The sequence below is a fragment of the Gordonia sp. SCSIO 19800 genome (assembly GCF_018132775.1).
Classification (GTDB): domain Bacteria; phylum Actinomycetota; class Actinomycetes; order Mycobacteriales; family Mycobacteriaceae; genus Gordonia; species Gordonia hongkongensis.
In genome coordinates this window covers 1-19,219 of record NZ_JAGRQM010000037.1, presented here as the reverse complement: position 1 = coordinate 19,219, position 19,219 = coordinate 1, and the positions used below count along the sequence as shown (strand labels likewise).

Here is a 19,219-nt window from a genome sequence, read left to right as displayed (position 1 = left end):
CCGCGTCAGGTGCGTTGGCGTGATCTCCACGTGCGTACAACCAGTGCCGCCAGGACCGCGGCAGCACAGATCCCTTCTCCTGCTGCTCCGATCCGCGTAGCCAGAGTCGTCGTTGTCCTCAGCGGCACCCGCGCGATGAGGACATCGGGGGTGAACAGCGCTGTGCGTTGTGCAACGGCCCCATCAGGCTCGATGATCGCGCTCACCCCACTGGTTGCTGCGATGACTACCGCCCTACCGTGCTCGACTGCCCGCACCCGCGACATCGCGAGTTGCTGGTAGGTCATCTCGGTGCGCCCAAACGTCGCGTTGTTGGTCGGCACGGCGATCAGTTGCGCGCCGGCGCGCACCGAGTCGGTCACCAGATCGTCGAACGCGACTTCGTAGCAGGTCGCTACCGCCACCGGTACACCTGCAAGATCGACGACACCATTGCCCGTGCCAGGAACGAAGTTGCCGGCCCGGCTGGCGTAGGACGACAGCTGTGTCATCAGTTCCCGCAGCGGCAAGTACTCCCCGAACGGCACCAGCTGACGTTTGTCGTGCTCCTGACCAGGACCGGTAACCGGATCCCACACCACCAACGTGTTGCGGGACGTGCCGTTGCTCCCGGCGATCACCGCTCCCACCAGGATCGGCACCCCGATCGCCCGCGCGGCACGATCAATCTGCGCCGCAGCATCGCGGTTACCGAACGGGTCGATGTCGGATGAGTTCTCCGGCCACACCACCACATCGGGACGCACGACCCGCCCAGAGCGGATCTCCTCGGCCAGGTCGAGGGTGCGTTGGACATGATTGTCGAGCACTGCGCGTCGCTGAGCATTGAAATCCAACCCCAGCCGCGGCACATTGCCCTGCACCACTGCCACCGTCACCGACCGCTCCCCCGCGTCATCGCCTCCCCCCGCGGGCGTCATCGTCCACACCAGCAGTCCAATCACGGCAACCGTGGCCGCAGGCCCGGCCAACGTCTGAGGCTGCCGGCGGACCACGGCCCCCGCCGCCGCGGCCAGGGCCGCGCCGAGCAGCACCACAACGAACGACAACCCCGGCGCGCCGGCCAGCGCCGCCAACGGCAGGAGCAACCCGTCCGGTTGACCGAATGCGATTCGGCCCCAGGGGAAACCGCCAAACGGTATCCGGGAACGAATAGCTTCGACTGCCACCCAGGCGCCTGCCAACCACACCGGCGCGCCGCGCCATCTGCCCAGTGCCGCTGCCAACGCCCCGAAGATCCCGAACGCCACCGCCTGGACTGCTGCCAAGACCAGCCACGGCACCGCACCCACATAGATGCCGACCCACGGCAGCAAAGGCACGAAAAACCCCAGCCCAGCCAGATAGCCATAGCCGGATGCCGCCCACAACGACCGCCCCCGCAGCGTCACCACCAGAACCGCGATAGCCAACGGGGCGAGGAACCACAGCTGACGCGGAGGGAAACTCACGTACAGCATGCCGCCGGCGCCGACGGCAGCAGCGCTGCGCAGCACCGGATGAAGCATCGGTGGAAACGACGCACCGGCCCGCCGAGCACCCGAAGAACTCACCACCGCGCACCGCACCCCTCACCGAAATTTGTCGAGCGCACCGATCCGCCCGCGGTCGCCCGGCCGGGGCCGCGCGCCTGTAAACTACTAGCTAACGTAGTAGTAGTTTGACGGGAGTGAACATCGTGGCAGGTCAAGCGCTGAAGATTCGACTCGAGTCGAGGATGCCCCGGTGAGCCGCACCGTCAAGATCTCACTCGCCGTAGTGTTCGTGTTCTGCCTGGCGCTGACAGTGGTGTTCGTGGTGTCCCGGGCCGGCGACAGCGAACAGGCTGCCGCCCAGGCGAGCATGACGGTACGGGATGATTCCCCACGTCTATCGACTCCGACCGAGTCCAAGGCAACATTCGTGGAATTCCTGGACTTCGAATGTGAAGGGTGCGGGGCGGCATACCCGGCGGTGGAGCAGCTTCGCCAAACATACGGCGATCAGGTCACTTTCGTGGTCCGCTACTTCCCGCTCCCCGGGCATTTCAACGCTGACCGCGCGGCACGGGCCGTGGCTGCCGCGGCCGAGCAAGGTCAGTTCGAACCGATGTACCGCAAGATGTTCGACACCCAACGCAGCTGGGGTGAGCAGCGGGTACCGCTGGATGATCTGTTCTTCTCCTATGCCCAGGAGCTCGGTCTGGACATGGATCGATTCGCCGCCGACTACAACTCGCAGGCCACCCGCGAACTCATCGACCGCGATGTCGCTGACGGCAAAGCGCTGGGTGTCACCGGTACACCCACCTTCTTCATCAACGATGAACTGATCAAACCCGAGAGCTATGGCGATCTGAGCTCGGCGCTCGAATCCGCAGTACGCCAGTGACCGTCCCACCACCACCCCGCCAGGCCTCGCCATCCTCACCCTCGGCGCCAGTGACACGATTCCCAGTGTCTCCGCGACTGCTCGGGTGGATCCTTGCGGTCTGCGGAGGTATCGGGCTCATCGCTGCGTTCACGCTGACGGTTGAAAAGTTCGAACTGGCAACCGATCCGGCGTACACACCGACCTGCAGTATCAACCCGATCGTCAATTGCGGATCGGTGATGGACACCCCCCAGGCGGTCGTCTTCGGGTTTCCCAACTCACTGATCGGAATTGCCGGCTTCTCCGCGCTGATTGCTGTCGCGGTCCTGATGGGGAGCCGGCCGCCCACCTGGGTCATGATCGGGCTGCAGAGTGGGTTGACGGGTGCGGTGGTGTTCGTCCATTGGCTGATCTTCCAGAGCCTGTACCGAATCAACGCGCTCTGTCCGTACTGCATGGCCGTGTGGGTGGTTGTCGTGGTTGCCTTTTGGTATGTGAGCCTGCGCAATGCCGACCATTTCTGCCCACCCGGGACAGCACGCCGAGCCCTCGATGCGATCCTCACGGTGCACACCGTGGTACCGCTGGTGTGGGTGCTGGCAGTGATCGCCCTGATCGCCCACCGTTTCTGGTGGTACTGGTCGACGCTGATGTGACACCTCCGCGGCAGCGCCCGGCCGAGACGGCAGACTCGTGTAGCAGAGATCTGCACTCGCGCAGACCGCAGGTGTGGTGTGACGCCGATGTGATCCCTCACGGGTGATGGGTGGCTAACGCTTCCTCGTGGTGGCGCTGGGCGCTGGTCTCGAGCTGGAAGGTGGAATGCTCGAAGGAGATGGCGAAGTGGGTCGCCACGCAGGTCCGGATGTCATCCAACATGGTGGGGGCGTGGCCGTCCTGGAAGCAGTCGTCATCGACCACAATGTGAGCGCTGATGATCGGTAGGCCCGTGGCCACCGTCGATGCGTGAAGGTCGTGCACGTCGTGCACACGATCCATCTCGAGGATGTGGGCCCTGACGTCGTCGAGATCGATCCCTTTCGGGGTGAATTCCATCAGCACCCGCGTCGTCTCGGCCATGAGTTTGAGGGCGCGGGGTGCGATGAGCGCGGCGATGAACAACCCGGCCAGCGCGTCAGCTTGTTGGAAACCGGTGGTAGCGATGACGATTGCGGCGACGATCACACCCAGCGACCCCAGTGCGTCGTTGAGGACCTCCAGAAACGCCGCTCGCATGTTGAAGTTGGCGCCGCGTCCCGAGGCGAGCACAAGCATGGCGACGATGTTCGCCACGAGCCCGATGACTCCGAAGAGCAGGAGTTCGGTCGAGGGCACCTCGGGTGGCGAGAACAGTCGTCGTACGCCTTCGACAGCAGCGTAGAGGCCCACAGCGAGCAGCAGCGAGGCCTGCCCCAGAGCGGCGATGACCTCGATGCGCCGCAATCCCCACGTGCGGGTTTTGCTGACCGGGCGGTGCATCACGGTTGCTGCGACGAGCGCGACCGCTAAACCGATCGCATCTGTCGCGGCGTGTGCGGTGTCGGTCAGCAGCGCCAGACTTCCCGTGATCACCGACCCGACAAGCTGGGCCACGACAATGATCCCCGTCAGAGCAAACGCGATCGCCAACCGGACACGCAGCGACGAGTCGCTGGATGCGGGGTCGGTTGGTCCGTGATTGTGTCCGGCTCCCATGCGTCGTACTCCCTCTCATCCACACCCAGATAGCTACGCTGTCCACATATATCAATACATGCGCATGTGACTATATGACAGATCGGGGCGGAACGGAACCGGCGGATCACGTCACGACTGAATCGGGATGTGCTGAGATGGCCCGACGTCGGCGGCGTGATGCCGGTGGTATTGGGTCCGTCGAAACGGCGCCGCCACTACAGGCCTCAGATGGGTAGTTGGGTATCGGTGATGAACGCGTCGCGGACCCACACGATGAATTGATCCCACAGGCCGGTAATCAAGGCGATACCTACCGCGATCATCATGGCGCCGCCGACGATCTGGATCATGCGGGCGTGGGTCCGCAACCAGCCGAGGCTGCGCAACGCCCACGCCGAGGAAAACGCAAGCACGACAAAAGGAATACCAAGGCCCGCGCAGTACGCCACGATCAGCGCGACGCCCTTCGCTGCGGTGGCACCTTCGGTGCCGCTGGCCGTAGCAATGACCGCCGCGAGCGTGGGCCCTAGGCATGGGGTCCACCCGAGTGCAAAGACCCCGCCGAGCAGCGGAGCGCCGGCGATGTTGGAGACGCGGCGGGGGGCGAACCGTCGTTCCTGTTGCAGTGCCGGCACCAGCCCGATGAACACCAGACCCATGATGATGGTGACCACGCCGCCGATGCGCTGGAGGACTTCACGATTCACCACGAAAGTGGTGGTGACTCCGAGTACGGTGGCGGTCGCTGCCACGAAGACCACGGTGAAACCGAGGACGAACAGGCCTGCGGCGAGCGCCACGCGCGAACGACCCCGCTTGTTCGGCTCCCCCACCGACACCGCAGGCGCCTCGGCGCCGACCACGCCAGCCAGATACGACAGATACCCCGGAACGAGGGGGACCACGCACGGTGAGGCGAACGACACCAGTCCGGCGATCACGCACGCGAGCAGCGCCAGTAGGAGCGGACCGCTGGCGACGAGGTTGGCAAACGTCTCGCCGACCGCGGCCTGCACTTCGACCGACTGCGGGGTCATTGGGGTGGTGCCACAGGCTCGGCGAGAACTCGCTGAACTGTTGACCCGAGTTCGTCGGCGGTGATGGCCTTGAGGAACACCGCGGCCGGACGGTGGTCGCGGTCGAGCACGATGGTGGTCGGCACCACCGACGTTGGGGTGGTCAGCGCAGCCAGGGTCAGACCGGCAAAGTCGTAGATCGAGGGAAAGGCGACTTTTCTGTCGATAATGAAGTCCTTCGCTGCCTGCCGGTTGTCGCGCAGATTGATACCGAGGAACTCGACTCCCGAGGCCTTGTTCTGGGCGTAGACATGCTCGAGGTCGTCGGCTTCTCCCCGGCAGGGTCCGCACCACGAACCCCAGACGTTGATGACGACGACTTTGCCTGCGAAGTCGTCGAGTCCGATGGTCTGGTCGGTCACCACGTCAGGGCCGGAGACGGTAGCGATCCTCTGACGGCTCGCGGGCGGATCGTAGGTGATGACCGTCTGCCCGCCGGGCGAGACGAACTGAAAGGTTCCCCCCTGCGCAACGGCGTCGTCGCCAGCGCTACCACAACCCGACGCTACCCACGGCACCACGCATATCAGCGCCAGGACCGCCGCCCGCACCGCGGATACCCTTCTCCCCTGCTGCACCAGCACTCCTCGACGTTGATCTACTACGCAGCGTGGTAGATCACCATTCGACTTGTCAACATAGGCATAGTTTTTGTGGCCCTCACCCGACCGGTGGCCGACTTTCTGCGGCGTACATGTGTGACGTTCACCGAGTGCGTTAGGAACGCCCACCTGCTAATACGTTCGGACTCGGGCGTGTTTCCCGACTCGGCAGTCACTGCCCATCCGCAACTACATCACCTAGTAGTAGAGGCCCCGCGATTGCGATGGGCACTCAATCAGATCGTGTTACTGCTGTGACCTGTGGGGCCTATGGTTCGAACGGAGGGCTGCCGATCGTGGCCTCATGTGCACCTGGCGTGTGGTGCTGAACGTCAGTGCGTCGCGCCCGTCTCCGGAAGGTCTCGCTGGCATGCCTATGTCGTCCCTCACCCGCCGCTGCGGCGCTCCACGGCCTTGTCTGAGACTGGGGGTCGCAGGAATCGTTGCTGCGGTTCTGCTGAGCTTCTCGGTCGACGCTCGAGCACGAGCCGACGCCGATACCGCCCATGTGACTCAGCAGTTCGCCCAACTGGTCGCCGAGACGATCTCGGCAACACTGGGCGGCCCGGCGATGGGAACCCTCGCCGACGAGATCCGAACAGTCAGCACATGTCTGGCCGACCGAGCGCGCCCAGTCGAGCCGCCAGTGCCAGCCGAGGATCCCATCACTGCGGTGGGATGCTTCGCCGCCGTGCTCGGTGCGGGACGAGCAGCCGCCGAACTGATTGTCGACGCGCTGCCGATCGGGCGGTTGCTGGCGCTTCTGGCTTTCGAGATGCGTCCCCATGATCCCGCGGCTGCGCACCCGGCACCAGCCGGTCCACCCGTCTATTCGTCGCCGTCGCCGGGGTCGGTGGTCGCTCCCACGAACGGCCGAGTCACCTCCACCTTCGGTGACGGCCGCGGCCATCAGGGTATGGACATCGGCAACGACCTGGGGGCACCGATTTTCGCGGTCACCGACGGCGAAGTGATCAACTCGGGGCCAGCTGAAGGCTTCGGGTTGTGGGTACGCATCCGGCATGCCGACGGAACAATCACGACCTACGGCCACAACGACGACAATCTCATCAACGCGACAGCACCGGTCACGGTCGGTCAACCCATTGCCACGGTGGGCAATCGTGGCAACTCGACCGGGCCTCACCTGCACTTCGAGGTTGCTGATGCATCCGGCGCCGCCCTCGACCCGGTGCGATGGCTCGCCGAACGCGGCGTCAGTCTGCCCTCCGACAGCGACGCCGAACCTACTATCACGCCCAACGAACCGCCGAGCACCGGAAGCGCAGACCTCTGGCGGTAAGGGTGGCTGCGGCGCACGGTCGCGACTTACCGGTCGGGCCGAACTCAATGAGGGAGGCGACGTTTCGCCGCGGTTCTGTCGCCTCCCGGTCGAGACTCGGGATTCCAGTACCAACTATGCTACCTAGTAGTTAATCGACTACAGTCCGTAGTAACGGCCCGGGAAGTCGCACGCACGATGCGCGTGTTGCTTCGATCAGGGCCACCATTTTCCGAGTCAGATGGAGGCCTCATGACCGCGGTGTCCCCGCGCCCGCCCGAGGTGGTCGCCACGCGGCCCTATCCCGAGCGGCGAAAGGCCAAAGGGTCATTCATCTACACGATGCTGACCACGACCGATCACAAGCTGATCGGCATGATGTACATCGTCGCGTGCTTCGGGTTCTTCCTCATCGGCGGATTGATGGCGCTGCTGATGCGCGGAGAACTTACGACGCCGGGCATGCAATTCCTCTCGACCGAGCAGTACAACCAGCTGTTCACCATGCACGGCACGATCATGCTGCTGATGTATGCCACCCCCATCGTGATCGGCTTCGCCAACTTCGTACTGCCCCTGCAGATCGGCGCTCCCGACGTCGCCTTCCCGCGACTCAACGCACTGGGTTTCTGGCTGTTCGTCTTCGGTTCGACCATCGCGATCGCCGGCTTCATCACCCCGGGTGGCGCCGCGGACTTCGGCTGGACCGCCTACACCCCGCTCAGCGACGCCATCCACTCACCCGGCGTCGGCTCCGACATGTGGTTTCTCGGACTGACCGTGTCTGGTCTGGGCACCATCCTGGGCGCGGTCAACATGGTCACCACGGTCATCTGTCTGCGCGCACCGGGAATGACGATGTTCCGCATGCCCATCTTCACGTGGAACATCCTGGTCACCAGTGTGCTGATCTTGCTGGTGTTCCCGCTGCTCACCGCGGCATTGCTTGGCGCCGAAGTCGACCGCCAGTTCGGCGCGCATCTGTTCGATCCAGCCAACGGCGGCGCCATTCTCTGGCAGCACATGTTCTGGTTCTTCGGTCACCCCGAGGTGTACATCATCGCGCTGCCGTTCTTCGGCATCGTCTCCGAGATCTTCCCGGTCTTCAGCCGTAAACCGTTGTTCGGGTACTCAGGACTGGTCTACGCCACCCTCGCCATCGCCGCCCTGTCGGTCGCGGTGTGGGCACACCACATGTACGTCACCGGTGCCGTGCTGTTGCCGTTCTTCTCCTTCATGACCTTCCTGATCGCGGTACCCACGGGCGTGAAGTTCTTCAACTGGATCGGCACAATGTGGCGCGGCCACATGACCTTTGAAACCCCGATGCTGTTCTCGGTCGGCTTCATGGTCACCTTCCTGTTCGGCGGACTCACCGGTGTGCTGTTGGCCAGTCCGCCGATCGACTTCCAACTCTCCGACAGCTACTTCGTGGTGGCCCACTTCCACTACGTGCTCTTCGGCACGATCGTGTTCGCCACCTACGCCGGCATCTACTTCTGGTTCCCGAAGATGACCGGCCGACTGCTCGACGAACGCTTGGGCAAGATCCACTTCTGGTTGACGTTCATTGGCTTTCACCTCACCTTCTTGGTGCAGCACTGGCTCGGAGCCGAAGGCATGCCCCGCCGGTACGCCGACTACCTGCCCTCAGACGGCTTCACCACGCTCAACATCATCTCCACCGCCGGCGCGTTCGTCCTCGGCGTCTCGACACTGCCGTTCCTGTGGAACGTCTTCCGCAGCTACCGCTACGGCGAGGTCGTGACCGTCGACGATCCATGGGGCTTCGGCAACTCGCTGGAGTGGGCCACCAGCTGCCCGCCGCCGCGCCACAACTTCACCGAACTGCCCCGCATCCGGTCAGAACGTCCGGCGTTCGAACTGCACTACCCGCACATGGTGGAGCGGATGCGCGCCGAAGCCCACGTCGGCACACGGCACGGTGAACCCAGCGAGGCGGCCGAAGAAGTCCGCCGTGCGCCGCTGACCACCGGAGACCACGAAGCATCTACAGATCCCGACCCGGAGAGCCGACCGTGAGCAACTACCCCTACCCAGCACTCGACCAGGCCCCCGTCCCGCGATCGCGCCGCCCGCTGACCGTTCCGCGGTGGTTCGCCATCCTCGCAGTCGGCTACACCGCGGTGATGACCTTTGCGCTGACCCTGCTCGCAGGCTCTGTCCTCGCTCAGGGCACTCCACTGCTGCTGTGGCTGATCGCGGCGACCGCGGCAATGTGTGCGGCCCGCGGTGCGGCCGCCGTCGCGACCCGAGCGATGAGGCCAGCACGAGGCCGTGCGGCGCGACCCTAGGCGAAGAAACTCACCACCATCCCCAGGTGGAGAACTCGTCGCACCGCGCGGCGGCGAGACCCGCAGCCACCAGGGCCTCCAAGATCACCGGGCCTGACTGAGGCCACCATCGTGCACTAGGTACCGATCACGCAGGGTGCCGCGATAACGCGCGACCGGCTTGGGCGTATGTCGCGAAGGCACGCGCGGGCTGCGATCGACACGCTGCGACGAGCGCCGGTCAGCGGCCGCTGCTCTCGGTGGCGCAAACAGACGCGACGCTCGTGGGTGTCGAGCAGTAGCAGCCCCTGTCGAGCGAATATGGCGTGACGGGGACTTACGCGGTGAGTCCATGTACGAGAACTGACAACACCGGAAGTGCCGCAGCCGTACACAGCGCAGCACCCAGAAGGGGCAGCACGCTCGCCGCAGCGTAGGTCGACTTCGTTGGCTCGATCGCGCCGTTCTCGAGCATCAGCAATCGGTAGCGCGTCGAGCGTGGCATGGGGGTCTCGGGGCCTACGCCCTGACTGGTCACATGCGCGAGTGCGCTGCGCACGGCAGCTGTGCTGGTGACCCGAGCAGCCGACATGTCGGCATCTGCTTCGATCAAGGTCGCGACTGCCGCCGGCGCCCGGCGAAACAGCGGCACAAAGGGCAGAGCACGTGCCATCACATCGCAGACCGCCAGAACGCGGTCGTGCCGGGACCTCAGATGGGCGAACTCGTGCGCTAGTACTGCGGCCCGCGCCTCGGCAGGCACGTCTGTGCGCAGCGCACTTGTTGCCACGACGAAGCCACTGCGACCACCGACGCAGTACGCCATGGGGCGGGGGTGATCGATCCAGAGCACGTCGGGGGTGTCGGGTTCGGTACTGCCCACCACAGCAACGACGTCGCGATGAAGACGGTGCACGCGATGCACATCGCGGGTGTGACGAGCGCACGACATCGCGGTGCGAGCTACCACGGCGGTCAGCACCACGGCGACGGCAATGCCGTACACCTGGCTGAAATCGTCGCGCACCGCGTGCAGGACAGCTCCCGCGCACCGAGCCAGGGTGTCAACGAAGCGTTCGGCCGGCGGCGGGTCCGGCCACAACGCCGACAGCGCCGATAGAAACAACAATCCCACCGCCGTGGCGATACTGCTGACCCATGCGGTGATCAGTACCCGCGGTGACCATCGTTGGGGCAGTCGGTCGAGAACGTAGGGACCCAACACGCCCAGCACGGCCGCGCCCACCAGGTGGGCCAATGCGACGCTCACACTCTCAGCGCTTCCTCGGACGATCCGTCCGCGTCCGGGACAGGTGTTCGCTGAGGACCGCGCGCTCCTCGGGAGTGACCATCCGGGCGAAGTGCATCAGCACCGCCGTCGAATCGCCGCTGGCGTCGAGCACCTGCCGCAGTGTCTGCGACGTCGCCTCCTCCCGCGACTGCAACGGGAAGTACCGATAGGCGCGGCTGATCTTCTCGCGACCGGCGAAGCCCTTCTTGTGCAGATTGGTGACCACGGTCAACACCGTCGTGTACGCCAAGTCGCGGTCGGCCAGCGCATCGACGATGTCGTGCACACTCATCGCCGCCGAAGCGCCCCACAGCACGTCCATCACCGCGCGTTCCAACGAACCCAACTGAGTCACCGTCGCCTGCCTGATTGCCTCGTATTTGCTGCCAGTCTAGAACAAACTACCCTGCTTAGTAGCCGAAGCCTGGTTGCCTCAGCCCTGCTGCCACTGCCCCACCGGGGGCTCTCGCATCTCCTGCGGTGCCGCGCCCTCACCGCCTACTGAAAGCGCCCACCCGTGACCGACCTCGTTGACCACACGCACCCGACACGCCGCATCCAACTCGATGTGAGCGGAATGACCTGCGGTGCGTGCGCAGCTCGGGTGGAACGCAAACTCAACAAACTCGACGGCGTGCGCGCCTCGGTCAACTACGCCACTCGGCGAGCCACCGTGGAACTCGATACCCACGCACACATCGCCGATGCTATCGACGCCGTGCACACAGCAGGGTATGCGGCTGCGGAACTGTCCGAGCAGGCCCCTGCCGTCAACGAAGACTCAGCGACTGCCAAGGCACTGTTCACCCGGCTGATCGTCGCGCTAGCCCTGTTCGTGCCCCTGGCCAACCTCTCCGTTCTGCTTGCTGTCGTCCCCGACCTTCGTTTCCCCGGCTGGCAAGCAGTGTTGGTGGCGCTTGCCGCGCCGGTCGTGACCTACTGCGCGTGGCCCTTCTACCGCACCGCGGTGCGCACGTTGCGGACCGGCGTGGCCACGATGGACACCCTCGTCTCGCTGGGAGTGCTGGCCGCGACCGCACTGTCGGTGTACTCGATGTTCTCGGCCGAGACGACGTCGACCGCAGGCCAGGGGGTGTGGTCAGCAATCTTCTCCAGTGACTCCATCTACCTCGAAGTTGCCGCCGGTGTCACCGTCTTCGTGCTGGCAGGACGCTACTACGAGGCGCGTGCCCGGACACAGGCCGTTCAAGCACTGACAGCGCTGGCCGCCCTGCGTGCCACCGACGCCCGAGTCGAGTGCGCAGGGGACACGACCATGCTCATACCCCTCGCGGAACTCAAAGTGGGGCAACGACTCATCGTGCTGCCGGGAGAGACCATTCCATCAGATGGGCAGGTGATCGAGGGCGCCGCCACTGTGGACCTCAGCGCCATGACCGGTGAGACGACGCCGGTTCAGGTGTCAGCCGAGCAACGCTCCACCGCCGTCGGGGGCACGACGTGCCTCGACGGGCGACTACGCGTCGAAGTCACCGCAGTCGGTGAGGACACCCGCCTGGCCGAGATGATCGCGCTCGTCGACAGCGCGCAGACAGCCAAGGCTCGCGCTCAACGCGTCGCCGACCGTATCGCCGCGATCTTCGTTCCGTGTGTCATCGCCCTAGCCGCAGCCACTGTCGTGGGCTGGTCGCTCACCGGGGCGTCATGGGAGCACGCCGTGAGTGCCGCGGTGGCCGTGCTGGTCATCGCCTGTCCGTGCGCGCTGGGCCTGGCCATGCCCATGGCGCTGGTGATCGCTACCGGGCGAGGCGCCCAACTGGGCATCTTCCTCAAAGGACACGCCGCGTTGGAACTGTCCGGGACGATCGACGTGGTGGTCTTCGACAAGACCGGCACCCTCACCAACGGGCAGCCACACGTCACCGGCGTGTACACCGTCGACGACGACAGTGCCGAGCTGATCCTGGGCTGGGCGGCGACACTCGAGCAGCACACCAGCCACCCCATCGCCACCGCTATCGCTGCCGCGGCCGGTCCGCAGTCGCTTGCCGCACCGGTCGACGCGGTGGTCACCGACGTGGGTAGCGGCGTGCGAGGGGTGATCGACGGTGTGAAGGTGCAGGTGGGTTCCCCGGCATGGATCGCCCGTAGCGCCGCGGTGCCCGCCGTGATCGACGCGCGGCGCGCTGACATCGAGCGCTCTGGGGGCACCGCGGTCTATGTCGCAGCCGATGATGCAGTCCGGGGCCTGATCGACATTCGTGATGGCATCAAACCCTCTGCCCGCCGGGCGGTCGATGAGTTGCATCGCATGGGAATTCGCACGTTCCTGGTCACCGGTGATAACGCCGGCGCAGCGCAGCGCACCGCGGAGCAGGTCGGCATCGACGACGTGATCGCCGGGGTGCTCCCGGCCGAGAAAGTGGCCATCATCGACAACGTGCGCAGTAGTGGCGCCGGTGTGGCGATGGTCGGCGACGGCATCAACGACGGGCCCGCACTCGCGTCGGCTGATCTGGGCATTGCGATCGGACGCGGTACCGATGTTGCTATCGGCGCCGCCGACATCGTGTTAGTGCGCGATGACCTCACCACCGTCGCTCTGGCGCTGCAACTCGCCTCGGCCACGCGACGCACGATGCGCACCAATCTGGCATGGGCGTTCGGCTACAACCTCGCCGCGCTGCCGCTGGCTGCCGCTGGATTGCTCAATCCTCTGATCGCCGGGGCCGCAATGGCTTTGTCATCGTTTTTCGTCGTCTCCAACAGCCTGCGTTTGCAGAACTTCGCGCGTATAGACCGCTGAAGGTGACAGAGGCTGGGGCTGGGCCAACTGCGAGACCATCGCAGCGACGGTGTGGGAGGTGCCGGCATCGATGTCGGCGGATTCGGACCGATCGGGTCGACGTTCGGCTCGCACCCACTGCGCCAACAGCACCAAGCACACCAGCACCATCGGAATCTCGCTGATCACCGCAGCCACCACACCACCCACCCATTGTGTGCGCGCGAGATCGGGATTCCACGGCAGCTGCAACTGGCTGTAGAAGGACTCACCGATCACCGTGGTGGAGGTCATCAGCGCGATACCAAAGAAGGCATGAAAAGGCATGACGGCGAACAGCAGACCAAGCCGCGCCAGAAACGGTAACTGTCTGGGTCCAGGATCAATCCCCACAGTCACCCAGAAGAACAGGTAGCCGATGGCCAGGAACAGCACGCTCATCACGACGTGCCCCCAGTGGTAGCGGACGAGGACGTCGAACACCGGAGTGAAGTACACCAGATACGACGAGCCCACAAACAACGCGAACGCGGCAATCGGATTGAGCAGCAGCTGCAGGCCCCGCGAGCCGAGCACGATCAGCAGCGCCCGCCGGCACGCCGCGCCACCGGTGGTTCCGATCGTCGGCAGCACCCTCAACAGCAAGGTGATCGGCGCACCACCCACCAACAGGATGGGTGCGATCATGGTCAAACCCGTGTGTTCGGCCATGTGCACGCTGAACAACGCGTTGCCGTAGGCCTTGAGCCCAGAGCTGGTGGACACCACCACCACAGCGCACCCCGCGACCCACGACACCGTTCGCCGGATCGGCCACCGGTGTCCACTTGCCCGCTCCCGCCGGGCGGCAACGACATAGCCCACGACACCCACCACCGCCGCCACACCCACCACGAGATCAACACGCCACAGCGAGACCAGCGATCCGACATCGGGCGGGCCAGGAAGGGAATACCCCAGGTACACATCCCAGCCCGTAAAAGGGTGGGCAATCAACCCGGGTGCGACCCTGGTGTCCATCACCGCCCAGCACGCCACGGCCACCAGTGCGGTCCCCGTGGCGAAGGCAGAAGCAGTTGCCGGCGTCACCACACCCCGGCGCAAACGCACGAGGTCGGCAATCATTAACACGGTCAGTACAGCCACCAACAACCCCGCGGCGCGACCGAACGCCGACGACCACACATCGGGAGTCCGCAGCAGCAGCGTCACAGCCACCGCGCCCGCCAGTGCCATCACATCGGCGCCCAGGACAATGCCACCAACACGCCGGTCGGCCGCCTCGTCGATGGTCGCCGACCCCAGACCACGAACCCGGAACCGATCAGCCCACCGCAGCCCCACCGACAACGCCAAGCTCACTGCGAAGACGATCACCGCGCCGGTCGTGTAGTCGTGGTCAGGGCCCTGCGCGGCATTGCCGACCACGGGCAGCGCGAGCACACAAATCGCTGCGGGAACCACCAGCGCCACCTGCATCGACCACCGCAGTGACACCGAACCGATCAGCACCACGACACCCGCTGCCGCCACGACCAGCCACGCCAGCGCCGGCAAACTCACACTGAACGCGTAACCGACCTTGCCGCTCGAGACCATCGTGCCCACAGACACGCCGGTGGTGTCTGCGGCCGCGGTGAAAGCCATGAATAGCGCAACGACCACAGAGCACCCCGCGGCGCGGCGGACGCGGCGAAACACTGGATAGACCGCAGCGTCGATGAAGCCTTGCGAGTCAGGCACGGCCGTGAGCACCATCGAGACCAGTCCCCCGAGCATCACCGCAGCCAACGCAAAGCCAGCGAAGTTGCCGACCACATCGGCGACAGCTGTGCCCGCCCCAGGATATGGATCTGCGCTTTCGACGTAGCGACTGGCGCCGGAGATCCAGGCGTAGATCACCAGCGCCACAATTAGCCCACCGACCAGCAGTGCAGCCATCAACCGGGGTACGGCTACGCCGTGCGGAGTTGACGGTGCGGTCGCCTCCGTCGACGGCTTCATATCACCCACCACCTACATGCTACTACTGCGCATAGTAATTACGGCGCACGGACTGAAGAACTGGTAGTCGCGGCTGATTCTCGGCTTGCTTGCCACCGCCTCGGTTCGCTGCGGGGCCGCGTCCGCGCGGGCCCCTACCTAATTTTTCGCAGGATCGGTTCGGGCGCCCACTCCTCATCCCCGGTCTGTCCGCTCCCCCGGGTGCGCCGCGACGCTGGTCCGCCTTCGAGATCAGTGTCGGACCAGCGTCGGACGTTGATTACCCTAGGGGGGTATGGTACCAAGGTGGGAGTGGCTCAGTTGTCACTGCCGCGGGTGGGGTCGGGATACGGCCGTCCGGGGTATCGCCAGAAGGGAAGGGCAGCATCGCTATGAGTACGTCTACCGTCACTGTCACCGGGATGACCTGCGGACATTGCGCCTCGTCGGTACGCGAAGAGATCAGCACCCTCGACGGTGTAACCAATGTCGCCGTGGACGTGGCCAGCGGCCAGGTCACCATCGACAGCTCCGCTCCGCTGGAGCGTGACGCTATCCGCAGCGCGGTGCAAGAAGCCGGTTATCAACTCGCTGAGTGAGGTCGCGGGCCGGGCCGCCCCGGTGGTGGCCCGGCTCTCCTCGGCAGCGCAGCGTCGCTGGGCGATCTCCTGACAGACAGGAACATGACAATGAACGTCCCTTCTAAGCTGGGCCTTTTCGCTGGTGCGCTGGCGGTGGTCTTCGTGGCCGCCTACACCGTGGCAGCCGCGGTGGCCCCGGACCGGTCAGGCGCTACTGGGTCGGACTCACCGGCGCACGCCGGACACCAGAGCGCACCGGCCTCGTCTGCCGCCGCGACGCCGGGTGTGCGCGGGGTCACCGTCGGGTCGGGGGGTTATCTGCTCTCCGGACTCGCAGCGCCCGCGCAGACCGGCCAGGCGGGCGTGTTGACGTTTTCGATCACCGACCCCGCCGGTTCGGCGGTCACCGACTACACGGTGGAACACGACAAACAACTGCACCTGATCGTGGTCCGGTCTGACGGCACCGCATTCCGCCACGTGCACCCCACGGTGGATGCTGCTGGGCGGTGGTCGATTCCATGGCAGTGGCAGACGGCCGGCACCTACCGGGTGTATGCCGATTTCGTTCCGGCAGCGACCGGTGAAACCCTGACGCTGACACGCACTCTCGAGGTGGGTGGCGACTATCAACCCCGCCCACCAGCCGGTGAGTCGCGGCGGTCGGAGGTGGCCGGGTTCCAGGTCGAGCTGACCGGTGAGCTGCACGCCGGCACCGACTCAGAGCTGACTGCGACCGTGAGTCGCAACGGTCAGCCGGTCACCACCTTGCAGCCGTATCTGGGTGCCTTCGGGCATCTGGTGGCGTTGCGCGATGGCGACCTGGCCTACCTGCACGTGCATCCCGAAGGCTCGACACCCACGCCAGGGCAGTTGTCCGGGCCGCAGGTGAGGTTCGCGACGAACGCACCGACACCGGGCCGCTACCTGCTCTATCTCGACTTCCAGGTCGACGGACAGGTACACACCGCGACATTCGTCGTCGACACCGCTGCAGAGCGTGTTCGAGCAAGCGCGACATCCTCGTCGTCTCCGGCGTCGTCTGCGTCGGTCCCGCCTGAGCACGCCGGGCACTGACCGCCCGTCATCCATCCCGCCGGCTCAACCCACGTCTTGGAGTCCTCATGACCACCACCTCCCCGTCCCGCTCGACCGGGTCAGACATCGAACTCGCCGTCAGCGGAATGACGTGCGCGTCGTGCGCGATGCGTATCGAGCGCAAACTCAACAAGCTCGACGGTGTCAGTGCCACAGTCAATTACGCCACCGAGAAGGCGCGTATCACCACCTCGGGTGATCTGGATCCGCAGCTGCTGATCACCGAGATCGAGAACGCCGGCTACCAGGCCACGCTTCCGCCGTCGGCGCAGACCGATCACGATGCGAGCGCAGCGGCGACCGATGAGGCCGCCAGCGACCCCGAGCTGCAGGCATTACGCACTCGTCTGATCGGCGCGGTGGTGTTGTCGGTACCGGTCATCGCGATGGCGATGATCCCGGCGCTGCAGTTCACCTATTGGCAGTGGGCCTCGTTGACCCTGGCCGCCCCGGTCATCGTGTGGGCGGCGTGGCCGTTTCACCGCGCGGCCTGGGTGAACCTGCGTCACGGCACCGCCACCATGGACACCCTGATCTCAGTGGGTACCGGTGCGGCGTTGCTGTGGTCGTTGTACGCCCTGTTCTTCGGTACCGCCGGCACACCCGGGATGACCCATGGCTTCAGTTTCACCGTGGCGCCCTCCGACGGAGCGGGCAACATCTACCTCGAGGTGGCCGCCGGGGTCACCATGTTCGTACTCGCGGGCCGCTACTTCGAGAAACGCTCCAAACGGCAGGCCGGTGCAGCGCTGCGGGCGCTGCTGGAACTCGGCGCCAAAGACGTCGCTGTCATCAAAGACGGCCACGAACAACGGATCCCGATCAACAAGTTGTCGGTCGGCGAGGAGTTCATCGTGCGGCCGGGAGAAAAGATCGCCACCGACGGTGAGATCGTGTCGGGCACCTCGGCGATCGACGCCAGCATGCTCACCGGCGAATCGCTGCCGGTCGAAGTCGGTCCGGGCGATACCGTCACCGGGGCAACGGTCAACGCCGGCGGGCGGCTGCGCATACGCGCCACCCGCATCGGTGCCGATACCCAGCTAGCCCAGATGGCCACCATGGTCGAACACGCCCAGTCCGGCAAGGCCCACGCCCAGCGGCTGGCCGACCGCATCTCGAGCATCTTCGTGCCCGTGGTCATCGCCATCGCTGTCGCGGTCCTGGGCGCCTGGATCGGGGCGGGTTATCCAATCGAGGCAGCGTTCACTGCTGCGGTGGCCGTGCTGATCATCGCCTGCCCCTGCGCGCTGGGATTGGCCACTCCGACCGCCCTGCTGGTCGGTACCGGACGGGGAGCCCAGCTCGGCATCCTCATCAAGGGACCGGAAGTCTTGGAGACCACCCGCACGATCGACACCGTGGTCCTGGACAAGACCGGCACCGTCACGACCGGTCAGATGACGTTGCTGCACGTGCACACCGATGCCAACACCTCCGACCGCGAAGTACTCGCCCTCGCCGGTGCGCTCGAAGACGCCTCCGAGCATCCCATCGCCACCGCCATCGCCGACGCGGCACGCACCGAGCTCGGCGCCCTGGCCGAGGTCGAGGAATTCACCAACATCGAAGGTATGGGAGTGCAGGGCACCGTCGAGGGCCACGCAGTCCTCGTCGGACGCGACAGCCTGCTCACCGACTGGGGACTGTCGCTGGACGATCCCGATCTGACAACTGCCCGCGAATCCGCGCAAGCCGCAGGACAAACCGCAGTGATGGTGGCCTGGGACGGACAGATCCGTGCGGTGCTGGTCGTCGCCGACGCCATCAAACCCACCAGCGCCGCAGCCGTCGCCCGACTGCAGGCCATGGGGTTGACTCCGGTCCTACTCACCGGTGACAACCAGAAGGCCGCCGAACACGTCGCACGCGAGGTCGGCATCTCCACCGTGATCGCCGAAGTCCTACCCGCCGACAAAGTCCAGGCCGTCACCGCACTGCAGAACGACGGCAAAGTCGTGGCCATGGTCGGCGACGGGGTCAACGACGCCGCAGCGCTGGCCTCGGCCGACCTCGGCCTGGCCATGGGCACCGGCACCGACGTGGCCATGCAAGCCGCCGACATCACCCTGGTCCGCGGCGACCTCAACGCCGCCGCGGACGCGATCGCCCTGGCCCGCAAGACGCTGGCGACGATCAAGACCAACCTGTTCTGGGCCTTCGCCTACAACGTCGCCGCCATCCCCCTCGCCGCACTCGGGTTGCTCAACCCCATGCTCGCCGGCGCCGCGATGGCC

Annotated in this window: 16 protein-coding genes; 9 read left to right on the top strand and 7 right to left on the bottom strand. The window is 65.5% G+C overall.

Annotated features, from left to right (window positions below):
• Positions 1–5 precede the first annotated feature (5 nt).
• The gene (lnt, locus tag KB201_RS23825; protein ID WP_211540778.1) at positions 6–1,508 is read right to left on the bottom strand and encodes an apolipoprotein N-acyltransferase; all 1,503 of its coding nucleotides are present in this window, start codon (positions 1,506–1,508) and stop codon (positions 6–8) included.
• A 217-nt stretch (positions 1,509–1,725) separates the two neighbouring features.
• Here lnt and KB201_RS23820 point away from each other — a divergent pair, with 217 nt between their 5' ends.
• Positions 1,726–2,370 carry a thioredoxin domain-containing protein gene (locus KB201_RS23820; RefSeq protein WP_075863778.1) on the top strand — a complete coding sequence of 215 codons (645 nt, stop codon included), beginning with the start codon at positions 1,726–1,728 and terminating at the stop codon, positions 2,368–2,370.
• Positions 2,371–2,435: 65 nt separating this feature from the next.
• Entirely contained in the window at positions 2,436–3,008 is a 573-nt protein-coding gene (locus tag KB201_RS23815; protein WP_211540803.1) for a vitamin K epoxide reductase family protein, read from the top strand.
• A 97-nt stretch (positions 3,009–3,105) separates the two neighbouring features.
• Here the strand turns inward: KB201_RS23815 and KB201_RS23810 are convergent, their stop codons facing one another.
• The 3 genes from KB201_RS23810 to KB201_RS23800 all read right to left on the bottom strand — a co-directional run bounded on the left by KB201_RS23810 (position 3,106) and on the right by KB201_RS23800 (position 5,683).
• The gene (locus KB201_RS23810; protein WP_211540775.1) at positions 3,106–4,047 is read right to left on the bottom strand and encodes a cation diffusion facilitator family transporter; all 942 of its coding nucleotides are present in this window, start codon (positions 4,045–4,047) and stop codon (positions 3,106–3,108) included.
• Between the two features lie 206 nt (positions 4,048–4,253).
• Positions 4,254–5,066, bottom strand: coding sequence for a cytochrome c biogenesis CcdA family protein (locus tag KB201_RS23805; protein ID WP_211540772.1), 813 nt, complete (start codon positions 5,064–5,066; stop codon positions 4,254–4,256).
• On the bottom strand, positions 5,063–5,683 hold the full coding sequence (locus KB201_RS23800; RefSeq protein ID WP_084813247.1) for a TlpA disulfide reductase family protein: 621 nt from the start codon (positions 5,681–5,683) through the stop codon (positions 5,063–5,065). The genes KB201_RS23805 and KB201_RS23800 overlap by 4 nt, the downstream gene beginning before the upstream one ends.
• A gap of 532 nt (positions 5,684–6,215) precedes the next feature.
• On the opposite strand from KB201_RS23800, the gene KB201_RS23795 reads away from it, so the two are divergent.
• The 3 genes from KB201_RS23795 to KB201_RS23785 all read left to right on the top strand — a co-directional run bounded on the left by KB201_RS23795 (position 6,216) and on the right by KB201_RS23785 (position 9,304).
• Positions 6,216–7,010 carry a M23 family metallopeptidase gene (locus KB201_RS23795; RefSeq protein WP_258325144.1) on the top strand — a complete coding sequence of 265 codons (795 nt, stop codon included), beginning with the start codon at positions 6,216–6,218 and terminating at the stop codon, positions 7,008–7,010.
• A 231-nt stretch (positions 7,011–7,241) separates the two neighbouring features.
• Entirely contained in the window at positions 7,242–9,032 is a 1,791-nt protein-coding gene (gene ctaD / locus KB201_RS23790) for a cytochrome c oxidase subunit I (protein ID WP_211540771.1), read from the top strand.
• On the top strand, positions 9,029–9,304 hold the full coding sequence (locus tag KB201_RS23785; RefSeq protein ID WP_211540770.1) for a hypothetical protein: 276 nt from the start codon (positions 9,029–9,031) through the stop codon (positions 9,302–9,304). Before ctaD ends, KB201_RS23785 begins: the two co-directional genes overlap by 4 nt.
• Before the next feature lie 316 nt (positions 9,305–9,620).
• On the opposite strand, the gene KB201_RS23780 is transcribed toward KB201_RS23785, so the two are convergent.
• Both KB201_RS23780 and KB201_RS23775 read right to left on the bottom strand, forming a co-directional pair.
• Positions 9,621–10,553: a M56 family metallopeptidase gene (locus tag KB201_RS23780; protein ID WP_127963958.1), complete on the bottom strand. Its 933-nt coding sequence runs from the start codon at positions 10,551–10,553 to the stop codon at positions 9,621–9,623.
• 4 nt (positions 10,554–10,557) lie between these two features.
• On the bottom strand, positions 10,558–10,929 hold the full coding sequence (locus KB201_RS23775; RefSeq protein ID WP_005199796.1) for a BlaI/MecI/CopY family transcriptional regulator: 372 nt from the start codon (positions 10,927–10,929) through the stop codon (positions 10,558–10,560).
• 162 nt (positions 10,930–11,091) lie between these two features.
• Here KB201_RS23775 and KB201_RS23770 point away from each other — a divergent pair, with 162 nt between their 5' ends.
• The gene (locus KB201_RS23770) at positions 11,092–13,341 is read left to right on the top strand and encodes a cation-translocating P-type ATPase (protein ID WP_211540769.1); all 2,250 of its coding nucleotides are present in this window, start codon (positions 11,092–11,094) and stop codon (positions 13,339–13,341) included.
• Here KB201_RS23770 and KB201_RS23765 read toward each other — a convergent pair.
• Positions 13,279–15,324 carry a cytochrome c oxidase assembly protein gene (locus KB201_RS23765; RefSeq protein WP_249146429.1) on the bottom strand — a complete coding sequence of 682 codons (2,046 nt, stop codon included), beginning with the start codon at positions 15,322–15,324 and terminating at the stop codon, positions 13,279–13,281. The two genes, KB201_RS23770 and KB201_RS23765, sit on opposite strands and share 63 nt — an antisense overlap.
• Positions 15,325–15,695: 371 nt before the next feature.
• Between KB201_RS23765 and KB201_RS23760 the strand changes: the two genes are divergently transcribed.
• The 3 genes from KB201_RS23760 to KB201_RS23750 form a co-directional block, all read left to right on the top strand.
• Positions 15,696–15,902 (top strand): heavy-metal-associated domain-containing protein, encoded by a 207-nt coding sequence (locus KB201_RS23760; protein ID WP_035755517.1) that lies wholly within the window; start codon positions 15,696–15,698, stop codon positions 15,900–15,902.
• Positions 15,903–15,992: 90 nt separating this feature from the next.
• On the top strand, positions 15,993–16,961 hold the full coding sequence (locus KB201_RS23755; protein ID WP_035755515.1) for a hypothetical protein: 969 nt from the start codon (positions 15,993–15,995) through the stop codon (positions 16,959–16,961).
• A 47-nt stretch (positions 16,962–17,008) separates the two neighbouring features.
• The coding region (locus KB201_RS23750; RefSeq protein ID WP_211540768.1) for a cation-translocating P-type ATPase at positions 17,009–19,219 on the top strand (2,211 nt) is incomplete at its 3' end.